General features: G+C 44.3%; 16 protein-coding genes. 8 read left to right on the top strand and 8 right to left on the bottom strand.

The genetic code is table 11. The annotated features are described in order from the left end of the window. Nucleotides 1–77: 77 nt before the first annotated feature. Nucleotides 78–677 (top strand): 1-acylglycerol-3-phosphate O-acyltransferase, encoded by a 600-nt coding sequence (locus NYE22_RS17055; protein ID WP_003233335.1) that lies wholly within the window; start codon nucleotides 78–80, stop codon nucleotides 675–677. A 67-nt stretch (nucleotides 678–744) separates the two neighbouring features. Here NYE22_RS17055 and NYE22_RS17050 read toward each other — a convergent pair whose 3' ends face one another. Continuing rightward, on the bottom strand, nucleotides 745–2,079 hold the full coding sequence (locus NYE22_RS17050) for a hemolysin family protein (RefSeq protein WP_342412000.1): 1,335 nt from the start codon (nucleotides 2,077–2,079) through the stop codon (nucleotides 745–747). 60 nt (nucleotides 2,080–2,139) lie between these two features. Further along, nucleotides 2,140–2,571, bottom strand: coding sequence for a Cu(I)-responsive transcriptional regulator (gene cueR, locus NYE22_RS17045; RefSeq protein WP_010886460.1), 432 nt, complete (start codon nucleotides 2,569–2,571; stop codon nucleotides 2,140–2,142). Between the two features lie 157 nt (nucleotides 2,572–2,728). Between cueR and NYE22_RS17040 the strand changes: the two genes are divergently transcribed. Both NYE22_RS17040 and NYE22_RS17035 read left to right on the top strand, forming a co-directional pair. Then, complete coding sequence (locus NYE22_RS17040; RefSeq protein WP_342411999.1) at nucleotides 2,729–3,910, top strand: pyridoxal phosphate-dependent aminotransferase; 1,182 nt, start codon at nucleotides 2,729–2,731, stop codon at nucleotides 3,908–3,910. A 326-nt stretch (nucleotides 3,911–4,236) separates the two neighbouring features. After that, nucleotides 4,237–5,622, top strand: a complete 1,386-nt coding sequence (locus NYE22_RS17035) for a hemolysin family protein (RefSeq protein WP_003233322.1) — start codon at nucleotides 4,237–4,239, stop codon at nucleotides 5,620–5,622. 13 nt (nucleotides 5,623–5,635) lie between these two features. Here NYE22_RS17035 and crcB read toward each other — a convergent pair whose 3' ends face one another. Genes crcB through NYE22_RS17020 form a run of 3 tightly spaced genes read right to left on the bottom strand, consistent with a single transcriptional unit; the run spans nucleotide 5,636 to nucleotide 7,102 of the window. After that, nucleotides 5,636–5,992: a fluoride efflux transporter CrcB gene (gene crcB / locus NYE22_RS17030; RefSeq protein WP_041335608.1), complete on the bottom strand. Its 357-nt coding sequence runs from the start codon at nucleotides 5,990–5,992 to the stop codon at nucleotides 5,636–5,638. After that, nucleotides 5,989–6,384, bottom strand: coding sequence for a CrcB family protein (locus tag NYE22_RS17025; RefSeq protein ID WP_163135566.1), 396 nt, complete (start codon nucleotides 6,382–6,384; stop codon nucleotides 5,989–5,991). Before NYE22_RS17025 ends, crcB begins: the two co-directional genes overlap by 4 nt. Further along, a complete protein-coding gene (locus NYE22_RS17020; protein ID WP_014479309.1) occupies nucleotides 6,371–7,102 on the bottom strand; it encodes a glycerophosphodiester phosphodiesterase family protein in 732 nt (243 codons plus the stop codon). The genes NYE22_RS17025 and NYE22_RS17020 overlap by 14 nt, the downstream gene beginning before the upstream one ends. A gap of 233 nt (nucleotides 7,103–7,335) precedes the next feature. Here NYE22_RS17020 and NYE22_RS17015 point away from each other — a divergent pair, with 233 nt between their 5' ends. From NYE22_RS17015 to srtN, 3 genes are all read left to right on the top strand, one after another. Beyond that, nucleotides 7,336–7,443, top strand: a complete 108-nt coding sequence (locus NYE22_RS17015; RefSeq protein WP_009966908.1) for a YhdX family protein — start codon at nucleotides 7,336–7,338, stop codon at nucleotides 7,441–7,443. Between the two features lie 148 nt (nucleotides 7,444–7,591). Beyond that, nucleotides 7,592–8,707 (top strand): small-conductance mechanosensitive channel protein MscY, encoded by a 1,116-nt coding sequence (gene mscY, locus NYE22_RS17010; RefSeq protein ID WP_124048257.1) that lies wholly within the window; start codon nucleotides 7,592–7,594, stop codon nucleotides 8,705–8,707. 69 nt (nucleotides 8,708–8,776) lie between these two features. Continuing rightward, nucleotides 8,777–9,520, top strand: coding sequence for a sirtuin NAD-dependent deacetylase (gene srtN / locus NYE22_RS17005; RefSeq protein ID WP_038829265.1), 744 nt, complete (start codon nucleotides 8,777–8,779; stop codon nucleotides 9,518–9,520). 23 nt (nucleotides 9,521–9,543) lie between these two features. Here the strand turns inward: srtN and NYE22_RS17000 are convergent, their stop codons facing one another. Further along, nucleotides 9,544–10,392 (bottom strand): polysaccharide deacetylase family protein, encoded by an 849-nt coding sequence (locus NYE22_RS17000; RefSeq protein ID WP_342411998.1) that lies wholly within the window; start codon nucleotides 10,390–10,392, stop codon nucleotides 9,544–9,546. Between the two features lie 284 nt (nucleotides 10,393–10,676). Here NYE22_RS17000 and dat point away from each other — a divergent pair, with 284 nt between their 5' ends. After that, complete coding sequence (gene dat, locus NYE22_RS16995; protein WP_015483020.1) at nucleotides 10,677–11,525, top strand: D-amino-acid transaminase; 849 nt, start codon at nucleotides 10,677–10,679, stop codon at nucleotides 11,523–11,525. A gap of 42 nt (nucleotides 11,526–11,567) precedes the next feature. On the opposite strand, the gene nhaC is transcribed toward dat, so the two are convergent. Further along, nucleotides 11,568–12,929 carry a Na+/H+ antiporter NhaC gene (gene nhaC / locus NYE22_RS16990; RefSeq protein WP_077670569.1) on the bottom strand — a complete coding sequence of 454 codons (1,362 nt, stop codon included), beginning with the start codon at nucleotides 12,927–12,929 and terminating at the stop codon, nucleotides 11,568–11,570. Nucleotides 12,930–13,055: 126 nt separating this feature from the next. After that, complete coding sequence (locus NYE22_RS16985) at nucleotides 13,056–13,556, bottom strand: universal stress protein (RefSeq protein WP_015252456.1); 501 nt, start codon at nucleotides 13,554–13,556, stop codon at nucleotides 13,056–13,058. 163 nt (nucleotides 13,557–13,719) lie between these two features. On the opposite strand from NYE22_RS16985, the gene NYE22_RS16980 reads away from it, so the two are divergent. Next, a complete protein-coding gene (locus NYE22_RS16980) occupies nucleotides 13,720–13,881 on the top strand; it encodes a hypothetical protein (RefSeq protein WP_032725298.1) in 162 nt (53 codons plus the stop codon). Nucleotides 13,882–13,907 lie beyond the last annotated feature (26 nt).

The following is a 13,907-nucleotide window of genomic DNA, read 5'->3' as shown; positions in this document are numbered from 1 at the left end:
ATTAGTACCAGGTAATAAAAAATGTTGTTATAATAGATGACAGAAAGAATCATTGATTACGACAAAGGAAGTGCGATATGTATAAGTTTTGTGCAAATGCTTTAAAAGTTATTCTTTCTCTTCGCGGAGGAGTGAAGGTGTATAACAAAGAAAACCTTCCGGCCGATTCAGGTTTTGTCATCGCGTGTACACATTCCGGCTGGGTTGATGTGATTACACTCGGAGTCGGGATTCTTCCTTATCAAATACACTACATGGCGAAAAAAGAGCTTTTTCAAAATAAATGGATCGGTTCGTTTCTGAAGAAAATTCATGCCTTTCCGGTAGATCGGGAAAATCCCGGGCCAAGCAGTATTAAAACGCCGATTAAGCTGCTGAAAGAAGGAGAGATCGTCGGTATCTTCCCAAGCGGAACAAGAACCTCTGAGGATGTGCCTTTGAAAAGAGGTGCGGTGACGATTGCGCAAATGGGGAAAGCGCCGCTTGTCCCCGCTGCATATCAGGGCCCTTCAAGCGGAAAAGAATTATTCAAAAAAGGAAAAATGAAGCTGATTATCGGTGAGCCTCTTCACCAGGCTGATTTTGCCCACCTGCCTTCAAAGGAAAGACTTGCAGCAATGACAGAGGCTTTGAATCAGCGGATTAAAGAACTAGAGAATAAACTTGATCAGCTATAAGGCGTTCTGAGAGATTACCCTGAACTGTAAAAATAAGAAAAGCACCTTATACAAGGTGCTTTTCTTATTATGCTTCCTGCTGGTTAGCTGTCTCCAGAAGTTCTTCTTCTTGAAGCTTTTTCACTTCAATATATGCGACGTGGTGGCCGTCAATTTCATTAATAATGAATTCGCAGCCCTCTTCGATGATGGAATCATCTTTTTCAACATCGTATTTTTGAGTAAGGAACCAGCCGCCGATTGTATCGACTTCTTCGTTCTCTAAATGAATGCCTAGCAGGTCGTTTACTTGGTCAATTAACACTTTTCCGTCAAGAATATAATGGCCTTCGCCGATTTTGCGGATTTCGCTAATTTCATCAATATCAAATTCGTCGCGGATTTCACCGACAATTTCCTCAATGATGTCCTCAACCGTCACAAGCCCGGCAGTACCGCCGTATTCATCAGACAAAATGGCCATGTGGACCCTCTCTTTTTGCATTTTGACAAGCAGGTCTTGGATCGGCGCAGATTCAATGACATGAATGATAGGGTTGACGAATTGAGAAATGGTGGAATCAACAGATACCTCACCGCTGATGCAGGCGGTCAGCACTTCTTTAATGTTAATAACCCCGATAATGTTATCTTTATCGCCCTCTTCCACAGGGTAGCGGGTATATTTTTCAATCTGAATGATGTCCATCATTTCAGAAATCTTGATATCATGCGGAAGGCTGACAATTTCGGTCCGCGGAATCATAATTTCTTTCGCGAGCCTGTCGTCAAATTCAAAGATTTTATTCACATATTTAAACTCTGATTGGTTGATTTCACCGCTTTTATAGCTTTCAGACAAAATGATTCGCAGCTCTTCTTCTGAGTGAGCCAGTTCGTTTTCTGAAACGGTCTCCAGGCCAAATGCTTTGGTCAATAACCGTGCGGAATTGTTCAAAAGCCAAATGAATGGGAACGCGATGCGGTAAAACCAAATCAGCGGTTTCGCAAACAGCATAGACACTGCTTCCGCCTTTTGGATAGCGACTGTCTTAGGTGCAAGTTCTCCGACAACAACGTGTAAGAACGTGATAATGGCATACGCAAAAATAAACGATATGACATGTGAAAGGGAACCTGGAACGTTCATTTGTACGAAAAGCGGGTGAAGCAGCCTTTCAATCGTTGATTCACCTAAAACCCCTAATCCGATGGAAGTCAATGTAATTCCGAGCTGACACGCAGATAAATATTCATCAAGATGCGTGGTCACTTTTTTTACGGCTATTGCTGCTTTATTTCCTTCCGCGATCAGCTGATCGATCCGTGAGCCTCTGATTCTGATAATGGCAAACTCAGATGCCACGAAAAATGCCGTCAGGGCGATTAAAACAGCAATTAAAATCAAATTCACTATGTCCAATTAGAACCTTCACTCTAGCAATGAGAATGAAGGTAACACCTCCTGTTAGATAAAATGGTTTTAACTTAACAGCAGCATAAATGATTGGAACACGGCGAGCTTTTCAGGCGGGAGTTTGCTTTTCAGCTTGTCACGATCCTCGGGCTTCAGCCGTTCAAACCGATGCAAGATTCCGGAGATGTTTTGATTCATATGATCAATTTCTAATGCCAGATTTCCAATTTCATCATCAAGTTTAGCTGAAGAGGGAAACTGGTTCTCCAGTCGATCTTTAATATCGGACAGGGCCAATCGCTGCTTCTTGCAATCTACAATAAATATAAGTCGTTTGAGTGCATTTTCGTCGTAGTAACGGTAATTTGAACAGGATCTGGCCGGCGTAAGCAGACCGAGATTCGTATAATAATCAACTGTCCGTTTCGTTACTCCGGCGAGTGCCGCTAGTTCACTGATGCGATAAGTCTCAGCCCCATCTATATCCCTCCCAACCATCACGTTATAGTTATGAGAATAGTTTAATATATGAACGGTGTCTTGCACAAGTTTATTGTTTTTTTCAGACCGGAATTGGAAGTTGTGGAATTCATCATCTGATTGAAGTAACATAGGAAGATAGAATTTTCAAATTTTTTATATGCGGAAGGGACAGATGAAATTGGCTGGGTTATCCCGGGAAGTTGAAGAAAACTTAAATAAAGGATCATGGATTCGCAAGCTGTTTGATGAAGGTGCAAGGCTGAAGAAGGAGTTCGGGGAAGACCAGGTATTTGATTTTTCACTCGGCAACCCGATTGTTGAACCGCCTGAAGCTTTTAAGAGAGCGTTAATAGAGGAAGCTGAAAAAGGCAGCCACGGATACATACAAAACCAAGGGCTTCCTGCAGCGAGAGAAAAAGTCGCGCAATTTCTGGGGGCGCGTTTTGAAGCTGATTTCTCAGCGGAGCGTATCGTCATGACGGTGGGCGCGGGAGGCGCTTTGAATGTTGCGTTAAAAAGCATCGTAAACCCTGGGGAAGAGGTCATTATTCTCGCACCTTATTTTGCCGAATATAAGTTGTATATTGAGAACTACGGGGGAAAGGCCGTCAGCTGCCCGTTGACAAGCCGGTTTGAGATCGACATTGAAGCGGTAAGGCAATCGATCACTCCACAGACGAAAGGGCTGATCCTCAATACACCGCATAACCCCACAGGCACGGTTCTCAGCCGGAAAAATATAGACGATTTAGGCGCTTTATTAAAAGAAATAGAAGAAAAGAGCGGCCAGACGATTTATGTGCTGTTTGATGAACCGTACAGTCAATTAATCTATGATGAAGAGCTGGCAAATCCGTTTCAATCGTACCATCGTGTGATATTGGCTAGCTCATTCAGTAAAGATCTCGGCATAGCCGGGGAGCGGCTCGGATATATCGGATTGGACAGCCGAATGCCGGATGCGGACCTTTTGATCAACGCTTTTGTGTATTGTAATCGAACGCTTGGATTTGTGAATGCCCCTGTCATGATGCAGCGGGCTGTGGCACGAATGGATGATTTAAGAGTAGACGCGAGCGCTTATAAAGAGCGCCGGGATTTAATGGTAGACATTTTAAAAGAAGCCGGTTTTGAATTTGAAATGCCAAAGGGAGGTTTCTTTGTTTTTCCGAAATCGCCGATTGAAGATGAAGTTGCATTTTGCGTGCATGCCGCCCAAAAATACAAATTATTAATTGTGCCGAGCAGCGGTTTTGGAATGAGCGGGCATTTCCGATTATCCTTCAGTGTGCCGATCGAGCAGATTAAAAACTCACGGGACATTTTCATTTCTTTATATAAAGATTTTGCTTAAGAAGGCAAAGAAAAGAAAACAGTTTTCAAGGCTGTTTTCTTTTTATATCCGCAAAATCCTTCCTCTTCGAATCCAGACAGGCGCAGAATTGACAAGCAGGCATGCAGTTAAGGTTTTCTTCATGATAAAAGTCTAAAAATTAAAAATCATTTTTGGAATGAGTTGTGTTACAATAAAATATACAATTTATAATCAAACTTTGACTTTTGGAGGTGGTATGATGGGGCCCTCTGCTTAGGCAACAATACACCGCGTACCTCAATGTTAAGGAAAAATGATTATATCAGGAGGTGACTCCTTATCCTTTGTTGAGAGGATAGGGTTAAATGGACGATATTGACAGTCTGATTTTAATTGGCGTGCTCATTGCTTTAACCGCGTTTTTCGTTGCAAGCGAGTTTGCGATTGTTAGAGTGAGGAGATCCAGAATAGATCAGCTTATCACAGAAGGAAACAAACGGGCGATACTCGCAAGGCGTGTCATTACAGATTTGGATGAATATTTATCCGCATCCCAGCTAGGCATTACATTGACATCAATCGGGCTTGGCGTACTGGGTGAGCCGGCCTTTGAACGGCTGCTGCATCCACTGTTTGAACCGCTCGGCTTGCCAGACTCGGTTTCACATGCAGCCTCTTTTGCAGTCGCGTACGGCTTGATCACGTTCCTGCACGTTGTTGTAGGTGAACTGGCCCCGAAAACGGTCGCGATTCAAAAGGCAGAACAGCTGACTTTACTGATAGCGGGCCCTTTGCGTTTATTCTATTTGCTCCTGTTTCCGTTTATTTGGATCCTCAATGGATCGGCGCGGCTTTTATGCGGGATGTTCGGTTTGAAGCCTGCGTCAGAACATGATGGTTCCCATTCTGAGGAAGAACTCAGGATGCTGTTATCTGAGAGTTTAAAAAACGGAGAGATTAATCCGTCTGAATATAAATATGTGAATAAGATTTTTGAATTTGATAATCGGATCGCCAAAGAAATTATGATACCGCGGAAGGAAATGGCTGCTGTGTCAACTGAGATGACGATGGCCGAGATGCTTGAAGTCATGCTGAAGGAAAAATACACGCGCTGGCCAGTCACAGATGGAGACAAAGACAGTGTGATCGGTTTGGTCAATACGAAGCATTTGTTTTCTGATTTGCTGTTTATGACAGAAGAAGAACGAATGAAGATGACGATCCATCCGTATGTGAGGCCGGTCATCGAAGTGATTGAAACGATCCCGGTTCATGACTTGCTGATTAAAATGCAGCGCGAGCGCATTCATATGGCTATATTGTCGGATGAATACGGAGGAACCTCGGGACTTGTGACGACAGAGGATATTCTTGAGGAAATTGTCGGAGAGATCAGAGATGAATTTGATGAAGATGAACAGCCGCTGATCCAAAAGCTTGGCGACGGCCATTATGTGATGGATGGAAAGGTTCGGATCGATCAGGTGAACAGCCTTCTTGGCGCATCGATTCAAGAAGACGTCGATACGATCGGCGGGCTGATATTAAAAGAAAACATCGATATTGAGGCTGGTGAATCCATTCGCATCGGTTCATATACGATAAAGGTGCTGAAGATGGACGGCCGATTAATCAAGCAAATCGATATAAAAGAAGAAGCCGGCAACACAACCGGGATTACGGCGCACCACAAGCTGCCGCTGCCTGAGCCTGTGATGCTGAACAGTGCAACCTTGAGCGAGAAATAAGCTCAAGGTTTTTTTACATTGTGATTGTCCAGCCGCACCAAAATGCCAAAAGCGATCCGCAAAGTGTCAGGGCGATGTACAAGATGCTTTCTATTACACGTTTGGCCATAAGGAGTTGAATACTTTCAACGCTGAAGGTGGAAAAGGTCGTAAAGGCGCCAAAAAACCCCGTGCCGATGATAAGCGAGACCGAAGCATTTGCAACGTGAAGTCCTGTAAATATTCCGAGCCCGAGAGCACCGAGAATATTGACTGTCAGTATGCCAATGGGCAGGCTCAGACCTTTGGTTTTGGCGGTTATGACATTGCCAAGCCAGAAGCGAAGCATTGCGCCAAGTCCGCCCCCTATGAAAATACCCGCTAGTGTCATCTTTCCTGCAGCCCCTTTCTTTGCTGAATGCCTGCTATGCGCCGTCCCGCAAAAACACCAATCAGTGCAAATATGATCCCTGATATCAATGAGGCTGCCACATATAAAAGAGCCAATGAGGGTTGTCCTTGCAAAAGCATCACTGTTTCCTTAGAAAACGTGGACATTGTTGTGAAGCCTCCGCAAAAGCCGGTGCCTAAAAAAGCCGACTGCAGAGGCCGTTTTGCCCCGATCATAAAAAATCCGGTCAAAATGCCTAATAGAAGGCTGCCTGCCGCATTTTCCAGCCAGGTTGCCGCCGGGAACTGACCGGTGTGTATCCATAAGTTTAATCCGTATCGGAGGCAGGCGCCAAGCGCGCCTCCGATAAAAACCGCGCTATATATTTTCATGTTTGCCATCCTTTATGATGAAATCCGGGTAATCTGTAACGATGCCGTCCACGCCCATGGCTTGTAATTTTGCCGCTGTCTTTTGATTGTTGACAGTCCATGCAAATATGTTTAAGCCATTTTTATGGACGGAGCCGATCATCAGACGGTTGAGCCGTGTGTATTTTATATTGACATAGTTTGCAAAAGAGCGGAAGGCCTTCATCTGATTTCTGGACAGCATGCCAAAGTTGGGCCTTGTAATGACCGCTGTCGGAATCGAAGGATAAAGCTCGCGGAACCTTTGGACGGAGCGGAACTGAAAGGATTGAACAATATTATTGATAGAAAAAGAAAATTGCCCTAATAGCTGTCCTACCTCTTCTTCAATTCCGACTTGAGACGGATGGCCTTTTAGTTCAATTAAAAGGCCGATTTTTTTGTGGTAGCGCTTGAGCACCGCTTCCAGGGTCGGAATACGCTCTCCTTGAAAAGCGGGACCGTACCAGCTTCCTGCATCGAGTTTTTGCAATTCCTCCAAGGTAAAATCCTTAACAAAGCCCGATCCGTTTGTTGTTCGGTCAACCCTGTCATCGTGTATCACAACAATCTGCCTGTCTTTTGTAAGCTGGACATCCAGTTCGATCATATCTGCATTCATTTTCACCGCAAGGTCAAATGCGGCAATCGTATTTTCCGGAGCGTAGCCGGATGCTCCGCGATGGGCAATGATGTACAAGCTAAGTCAGCTCCTCGTATGGGCATTTCTGTTATTGTATCAAATCCATATATGCACCGCGATACAAACTGGTGAATTTTTTCTGCCATATCGGAATGGTCCGGGCTGAGGAATGCGTATAACTAAAAAAAGACACTCAGCGTATCAGAACACATTTCGTCAGAAAATTAGGTCTTTCGACATGTTCACAACAAAATATGATCCTTTATAATAGCAAAAAAGGAGGCGAGATCATGGGAAAAGGGAGAATCAGAGTGGAGGAAAGAATTAAAGCCGAAACGGATGCTGAAATGCAAAAAGCAACTCTCCTTGATCAGACACAAACGAAAAAAGGTAAGTGACTGTCCCTATTGAATCTGGCTGATAGATGAATTGAGAAATGACCCCGGCGTTTCGCCGGGGTTTTGTGCTGCAAAAGACATTTAAATGAACATCCTTACGAATATTTTAGTATAATAAACAATTGATTGGGATAGAGGGGAGACAGTCATGCCGGATTATCTGCAGCAGTATTTTACGCTTGATATCATCATTCAAATCGGCATCAGCTTGGCGATTTTGCTGGTGTTTCTTATACTTAGAAAATTATTCACAAGATATTTCTTTAACCTGCTTTTTAATTTGACAAACCGGCCGAAAACAGAAATTTTTAAACAGGTGGTTCTGGCGTTTGATAAACCGGCCAGATGGTTTTTTGTTGCCCTTGGGCTGTTTTTAGCGATCCGGTATTCACCGTTTTTAGATGCGCAAATGCCGGTCATCAGCAAAATATACCGCTCACTGATTGTGGCGCTCTTGTGCTGGGGTCTTTGTAATTTGACCGCAACATCGTCGTTTATCTTCCATAAGGTGAATCAGCGCTTTGAGCTTGACATGGATGACATTCTGGCCCCGTTTTTATCCAAATTGCTCCGTTTTGTGATCATTGCGCTCAGTGTCAGTGTGATCGCTCAGGAATTCAATTATGATGTCAACGGATTTGTAGCGGGCCTTGGTCTTGGCGGACTGGCTTTTGCGCTTGCCGCGAAGGATACCATCAGCAACTTCTTCGGCGGTATTATTATTATTACTGAAAAGCCGTTTACAATTGGTGACTGGGTGGAGACGTCGACAGTAACAGGATCAGTCGAGGATATTACCTTTAGGAGCACGAGATTCAGAACAGCACAGGGGGCGCTTGTAACGGTGCCGAACTCTACGCTGTCGATGGAAGCGATCACGAACTGGACAAGAATGACCAAACGCCAGATTACGTTTTCCATCCATGTGTCCTACGCTACGCCGATTGAGAATCTTGAACGCTCCATTCATTCTCTCAGAACAATGCTCTTAGAGCATGAGGGCGTTGATAATGAAACAATCATGGTCAACTTTGATACGTTTGCCGACAGCTACTACAATTTATTTTTTAACTTCTATACAAAAACGACGGTTTGGGCTGAAAACCTTAATATTAGAGAGGATATCAACTATAAAATTATTGAGATTTTAGGTGCAGAAGGTGTCCAGTTTGCGTATCCCGGCCAAATGGTTGTTGTCAAGCAAAAGCACGAAAGCGACCCATTCCAGGTGAATCTAAATAAAGAGGAAAAGGAACGGGCTTAAAAGAGAGACTTCGTCTGACAGAGGCGGAGTCTTTTTCATGGTAAAATAAGAGAAAAAGGCGGTGTTGAGTTGGAAGCATTCAAAAATATTCTACATGAAGCACAGCGAATTGTTGTGCTGACCGGAGCGGGAATGAGCACAGAATCAGGGATTCCCGACTTTCGTTCAGCAGGGGGCATTTGGACGGAAGATGCCTCAAGAATGGAAGCGATGAGCCTTGATTATTTTTTAAGTCATCCGCGTCTGTTTTGGCCCAAATTCAAAGAATTGTTCCAGATGAAAATGAGCGGCAGCTTTGAACCGAATGAAGGACACTTGCTTTTAGCTGAGCTGGAGAAGCAAGGGAAGCAGGTCGATATTTTCACGCAAAACATTGACGGTCTTCATAAAAAAGCGGGGAGCAGGCATGTATACGAACTGCATGGTTCTATCCAGACAGCAGCTTGTCCGGCATGCGGCGCCCGATATGATCTTCCCCATTTGCTGGAGCGGGAGGTGCCGGAGTGCACGGCGGCCGGAAACAATGGGGACATTTGCGGAACGGTATTAAAAACCGATGTTGTTCTCTTTGGCGACGCCGTCATGCACTTTGACACCCTTTATGAAAAGCTGGATCAAGCAGATCTTTTATTGGTTATCGGCACGTCTCTCGAAGTGGCTCCGGCTAGATTTGTGCCTGAGGATGCAAGTCTGATTCCCGGCATGAAGAAAGTCATCATAAACCTTGAACCAACGTATTGCGACAGCTTGTTTGACATGGTCATCCATCAAAAAATCGGTGAGTTTGCCCGAAGTTTGGGAATAAAAAAGTGAGCCGCCTTATGCGCCTCACTTTTTTATTCATGAACAGGAACCATTGTGTCCTCTAACACTCCGAAGGAATAGCCTTTTTCTTTTAATTTATTGATTAGTACCGGCAGCGCGTTTACGGTAGCGGGAAGATCATGCATGAGAATCACATTCGGGCGGCCTGAAGAGCTGTGTTCCATATTTTCAAGCTGCTCTAACACGGCCGTCACATACTTTGAATTTCGGTATTTCCAGTCCATGCTGTCAATCGTCCAATCCCAGTACACAAAACCGTCTTTCTCAAGATTGCGGATTTGTGAGGGGGTTAGTGACGGCTTGCTTCCGTATGGCGTTCTGACAAGAGCGGTTTTATATCCTGTAATGTCCTGCAGCGTGTCACGCGCCTCCTGCATTTCTTTTAGCGGAGATGTCGGTGTTTGATAGAACAATCTGTTATTGTGGGTAACGCCATGTAAACCGAGTGCGTGGCCTTCCTTTTCTGCTCTTTTCACAGCTTGTTTGAATTCGTTCATCCGCGGTGACAGCATAAAAAACGTCGCTTTTACATCAGCGCTTTTCAGCACATCGAGCAAGCGGTTTGTAAAGGCTGACGGGCCGTCATCGAAGGTTAAGTAAACCATTTTATCTCCCATGTCCTGCTTTGTCTGCAGATGTTTTATCAGCAGATCGGGGGAGTCGTTTTTCAGCTTAAGGCTTTCCTTCTCATCTCGAAGCTGTCCGTTAGTTGTGACAGTGACTTCCTTTGCTTTCGTTGAACTGTTAGAATAACCCAAAATCACCATAAGCAAAAGCAGCACACATAAAACTGCTAAACTTGCAAATTTAAAAGCAAGCGAAACTGCAGAAGGAGAAGCCTCTCCTCTCGTTTGTCGCATAACAATCTCTCCATTGGCATAAAATCTCTACATAATGCTGTACAGCAGGCAGCTTATGAAGATGCCTTATGTTTACAACCTATGTATTACCAGTCAAGTATACAGGAATAAAACTGGAAAGCACATAGAAAATTTGTCGAAATGTCAGATTTTAAGGAAAAAATAAACTCCTTTCCGCTATAGATCTCTTGATCTTTCTGTTTTTCAGCTTGTCCAATATGGTAGAATTAGTGATAATGACAGCTTGAATGACATCAGGGACATCTCGAAAAGGGAGGGCTTTTATGAAGGTTTTAGTCAATGGCCGGCTGATTGGGCGTAGTGAAGCATCAATCGATTTGGAAGATCGCGGTTATCAGTTTGGTGACGGCATCTATGAAGTGATCAGGGTGTACAAAGGAGTATTGTTCGGCTTACGTGAGCATGCAGAGCGTTTTTTCAGAAGTGCTGCTGAAATCGGAATTTCACTGCCATTCAGTATAGAAGATCTCGAGTGGGACCTGCAAAAGCTTGTACAGGAAAATGCGGTCAGTGAGGGAGCGGTATACATTCAGACAACAAGAGGTGTGGCCCCGCGAAAACACCAGTATGAAGCCGGCCTCGAGCCGCAGACTACTGCCTATACGTTTACGGTGAAAAAACCGGAGCAAGAGCAGGCATACGGAGTGGCGGCCATTACAGATGAGGATCTTCGCTGGCTAAGATGTGATATCAAAAGTCTGAATTTACTGTATAATGTCATGACGAAGCAAAAGGCCTATGAAGCGGGAGCATTTGAAGCCATTTTACTTAGGGACGGCGTTGTTACGGAGGGTACATCCTCTAACGTTTATGCCGTTATCAACGGCACGGTGCGAACACATCCGGCTAACCGGCTCATTCTCAATGGAATTACACGGATGAATATTTTAGGACTGATTGAGAAGAATGGGATTAAACTGGATGAGACTCCTGTCAGTGAAGAAGAGTTGAAACAGGCGGAAGAGATCTTTATTTCGTCAACGACGGCAGAAATTATTCCGGTTGTGACGCTCGATGGACAATCGGTCGGAAGCGGGAAACCCGGACCGGTGACCAAACAGCTTCAGGCTGCTTTTCAAGAAAGCATTCAACAGGCTGCTAGCATTTCATAAATGAACGAAGAAAAGAGCCCGCTTTTTACAGCGGGACTCTTTTTATTTTTTAACAAATCCAATCAAAATGGAGATCATTGGCGATATATAGAGGAAGAACGTAAACGGGATGTAGTCTATGACTGGAACACCAAGTGCGCTCGCCATAAATGCGCCGCTGACGCCCCAAGGAATCAATGGGTTAATTAATGTTCCGCCGTCCTCTAATGATCTTGTCAGAAATTTTCGCTGGATGTTTCGTTTGTCATATAAAGATTTAAATGATTGTCCCGGTATTAATATCGATAAATACTGTTCGCCCGTTGCCAAGTTGACGCCGATGCTTGAGCAGACAGTTGCTGCAACAAGACGGCCTTTTGAGCGGATGCCTTTCATGACGCCTTCCAATAGTGCAGAAATCAATCCGATTTTCTCCATCAATCCGCCGAGTGCAAAAGCAATCATAATGAGAGAGACAGAGCCCATCATGGATTGCAGTCCGCCTCTGTTAATAATTTTAGCGGCTGCCTCATTGTCAGTTTCGAAAGTTGTGCCATTTTGCAAAGCTGTCATAAACGCCTGCAGGCTGCTGTCGGGTACAAAAATAGCAGTCAAAATTCCCGAGGAAATAATTCCGGCAGTCAGAACGGGGATTACTGATACCCGTTTTATTGCCAGCAAAACGACTAAGAGCGGAGAAAGAAGGGCCCACGGTGTCACGTTTGCGGCATCTTTTATTCCGGTTATGACCTGCTGAATATTCTCGGTTGAAGCAGCGTCCGCTGACACTGATGAACCGAGAAAGTAAAACAGAACGACAGTGATGAGCAAAGCTGGAATGGTTGTGCCCATCATATGGCGAATGTGTTCAAAGATCGGTATTTCGCCTATTCCGGCTGCAAAGTTGGTTGTGTCCGACATCGGCGACATTTTATCCCCAAAACAAGCGCCGCATATGACTGCGCCTGCTGTCCATTCAAGCGGAACGCCAGCCGCGCTCGCCACGCCGATCAGCGCTACTCCGATTGTGCTTACAGTTGTCAGGCTTGAGCCAACAAGTGTGCTGATGATCATACATGAAAACAAAGCAGTCAACAGAAGGTGGCTTGGTTCAATAAAGGATAGGGCATAAACTGTCACAGTCGGTATTGCGCCGCTGTACATCCAGGCGCCGATTAAGATGCCGATCAGCGCTAGAACAATAATCGGCTGTACGCCGTTTTTGATCCCGTCTACAATCCCTTTTTCAATACTCTTCCAGGAAAATCCAAACCATAAAGCTGCTGCTGAAAGCATGACAACACTTAAAAACAGCGGGATATGAGGTTCTACATGAAGCAAGAATAAGCAAGAAATAATAATGCATAACATCAATATAAATAAACCGACGGCTAACGGAAACGTCAGCTTTTTTTGAGAATCCAAAATAACACCCCATATTTATCTTTAATGCTTTTGTGCTTTTGGGCACGAAAGCATTATAACAGAAAAAAACGAAAATCTATGTTTTTTCACAATTATGAATATAAAAGAAGTGAGCACAGGGCGTGCTCACTTTACAATCAGGACGGGTATATCCGATTTCGCTGAAAGCTTTTCACTTACACTTCCGAATATTAGCTTTTTCAGCCTGTTTTGGTCTCTGCTTCCGGTTACGATCATATCGGCAGAAATGCGGTTTGCATGCTCGATAATTGATTCAGCCGGATCGCCTTCTAATATATCGATATCTCCATCTGCCTGCTGTTCATTCAGCATCATTCTTGCTTCGGCGATGACTTCTTCCGTACGGTCTTCATAGATCATTGGCTCAGGTGATGTTACATCCGATATCAGCGGATCAGGAACACTTGTCATGCCTCCGCTGATATAGCTTGCCTCAGCTGCGGGTCTGGGCGGGTCGATGACGGTCTGATTGTCTTTCATATCATGTGAATGGGCGACGGTAATAGCGGCATTTACGGTTTTAGCAAGATCAATGGCTGTCTGAAGCGCTTTCTTACTATTTTCACTTCCGTCAAACGCAACAATGATACGGTCAGCATGGAACATCCTTCTCACCCTTTCAAAGCGTCTTACAACACTACTACCCGAATTTGAGCACCATTAACCTTTTCCTATTCAAGTAATGATTGACAATAAAAGGTTTTGTTTATATGATGATAAAAAGATGAAATCAGAATGGAAGGAGGGTTTGCTATGCCAAGGAATTTGCGTGTCTATCAAACAGTTTCATATTGGCGCGGCAAACCTTTTGTTCTGTTTTCGTGAACGGTTTTTTAGGTCGGACCGCGCGCTGAAAAGCGCTGTGCGTAACATATCGGTTAAAAAAGGCATGGAGCTGACGCTTCATGCCTTTTTTATATACAAAATCTAAGGAAAGACAGGTGTATGGGATGTGAA

It is taken from the genome of Bacillus sp. FSL K6-1560, from assembly GCF_038592935.1.
Classification (GTDB): Bacteria; Bacillota; Bacilli; order Bacillales; family Bacillaceae; genus Bacillus; species Bacillus subtilis.
Note: the sequence above shows the minus strand (reverse complement) of the source record. Positions and strands in the feature narration are given on the sequence as shown.

Excerpts from the sequence above, each read along its gene's own strand:
- mscY (WP_124048257.1), top strand. The coding sequence starts at position 7,592 with ATGCCGGATTATCTGCAGCAGTATTTTACGCTTGATATCATCATTCAA.
- cueR (WP_010886460.1), bottom strand. The coding sequence starts at position 2,571 with ATGGTTGGGAGGGATATAGATGGGGCTGAGACTTATCGCATCAGTGAA.
- NYE22_RS17040 (WP_342411999.1), top strand. The coding sequence starts at position 2,729 with ATGAAATTGGCTGGGTTATCCCGGGAAGTTGAAGAAAACTTAAATAAA.
- NYE22_RS17015 (WP_009966908.1), top strand. The coding sequence starts at position 7,336 with ATGGGAAAAGGGAGAATCAGAGTGGAGGAAAGAATTAAAGCCGAAACG.
- NYE22_RS17000 (WP_342411998.1), bottom strand. The coding sequence starts at position 10,392 with ATGCGACAAACGAGAGGAGAGGCTTCTCCTTCTGCAGTTTCGCTTGCT.
- crcB (WP_041335608.1), bottom strand. The coding sequence starts at position 5,992 with ATGACACTAGCGGGTATTTTCATAGGGGGCGGACTTGGCGCAATGCTT.
- NYE22_RS17025 (WP_163135566.1), bottom strand. The coding sequence starts at position 6,384 with ATGAAAATATATAGCGCGGTTTTTATCGGAGGCGCGCTTGGCGCCTGC.
- NYE22_RS17035 (WP_003233322.1), top strand. The coding sequence starts at position 4,237 with ATGGACGATATTGACAGTCTGATTTTAATTGGCGTGCTCATTGCTTTA.
- dat (WP_015483020.1), top strand. The coding sequence starts at position 10,677 with ATGAAGGTTTTAGTCAATGGCCGGCTGATTGGGCGTAGTGAAGCATCA.
- NYE22_RS17055 (WP_003233335.1), top strand. The coding sequence starts at position 78 with ATGTATAAGTTTTGTGCAAATGCTTTAAAAGTTATTCTTTCTCTTCGC.
- NYE22_RS16985 (WP_015252456.1), bottom strand. The coding sequence starts at position 13,556 with ATGTTCCATGCTGACCGTATCATTGTTGCGTTTGACGGAAGTGAAAAT.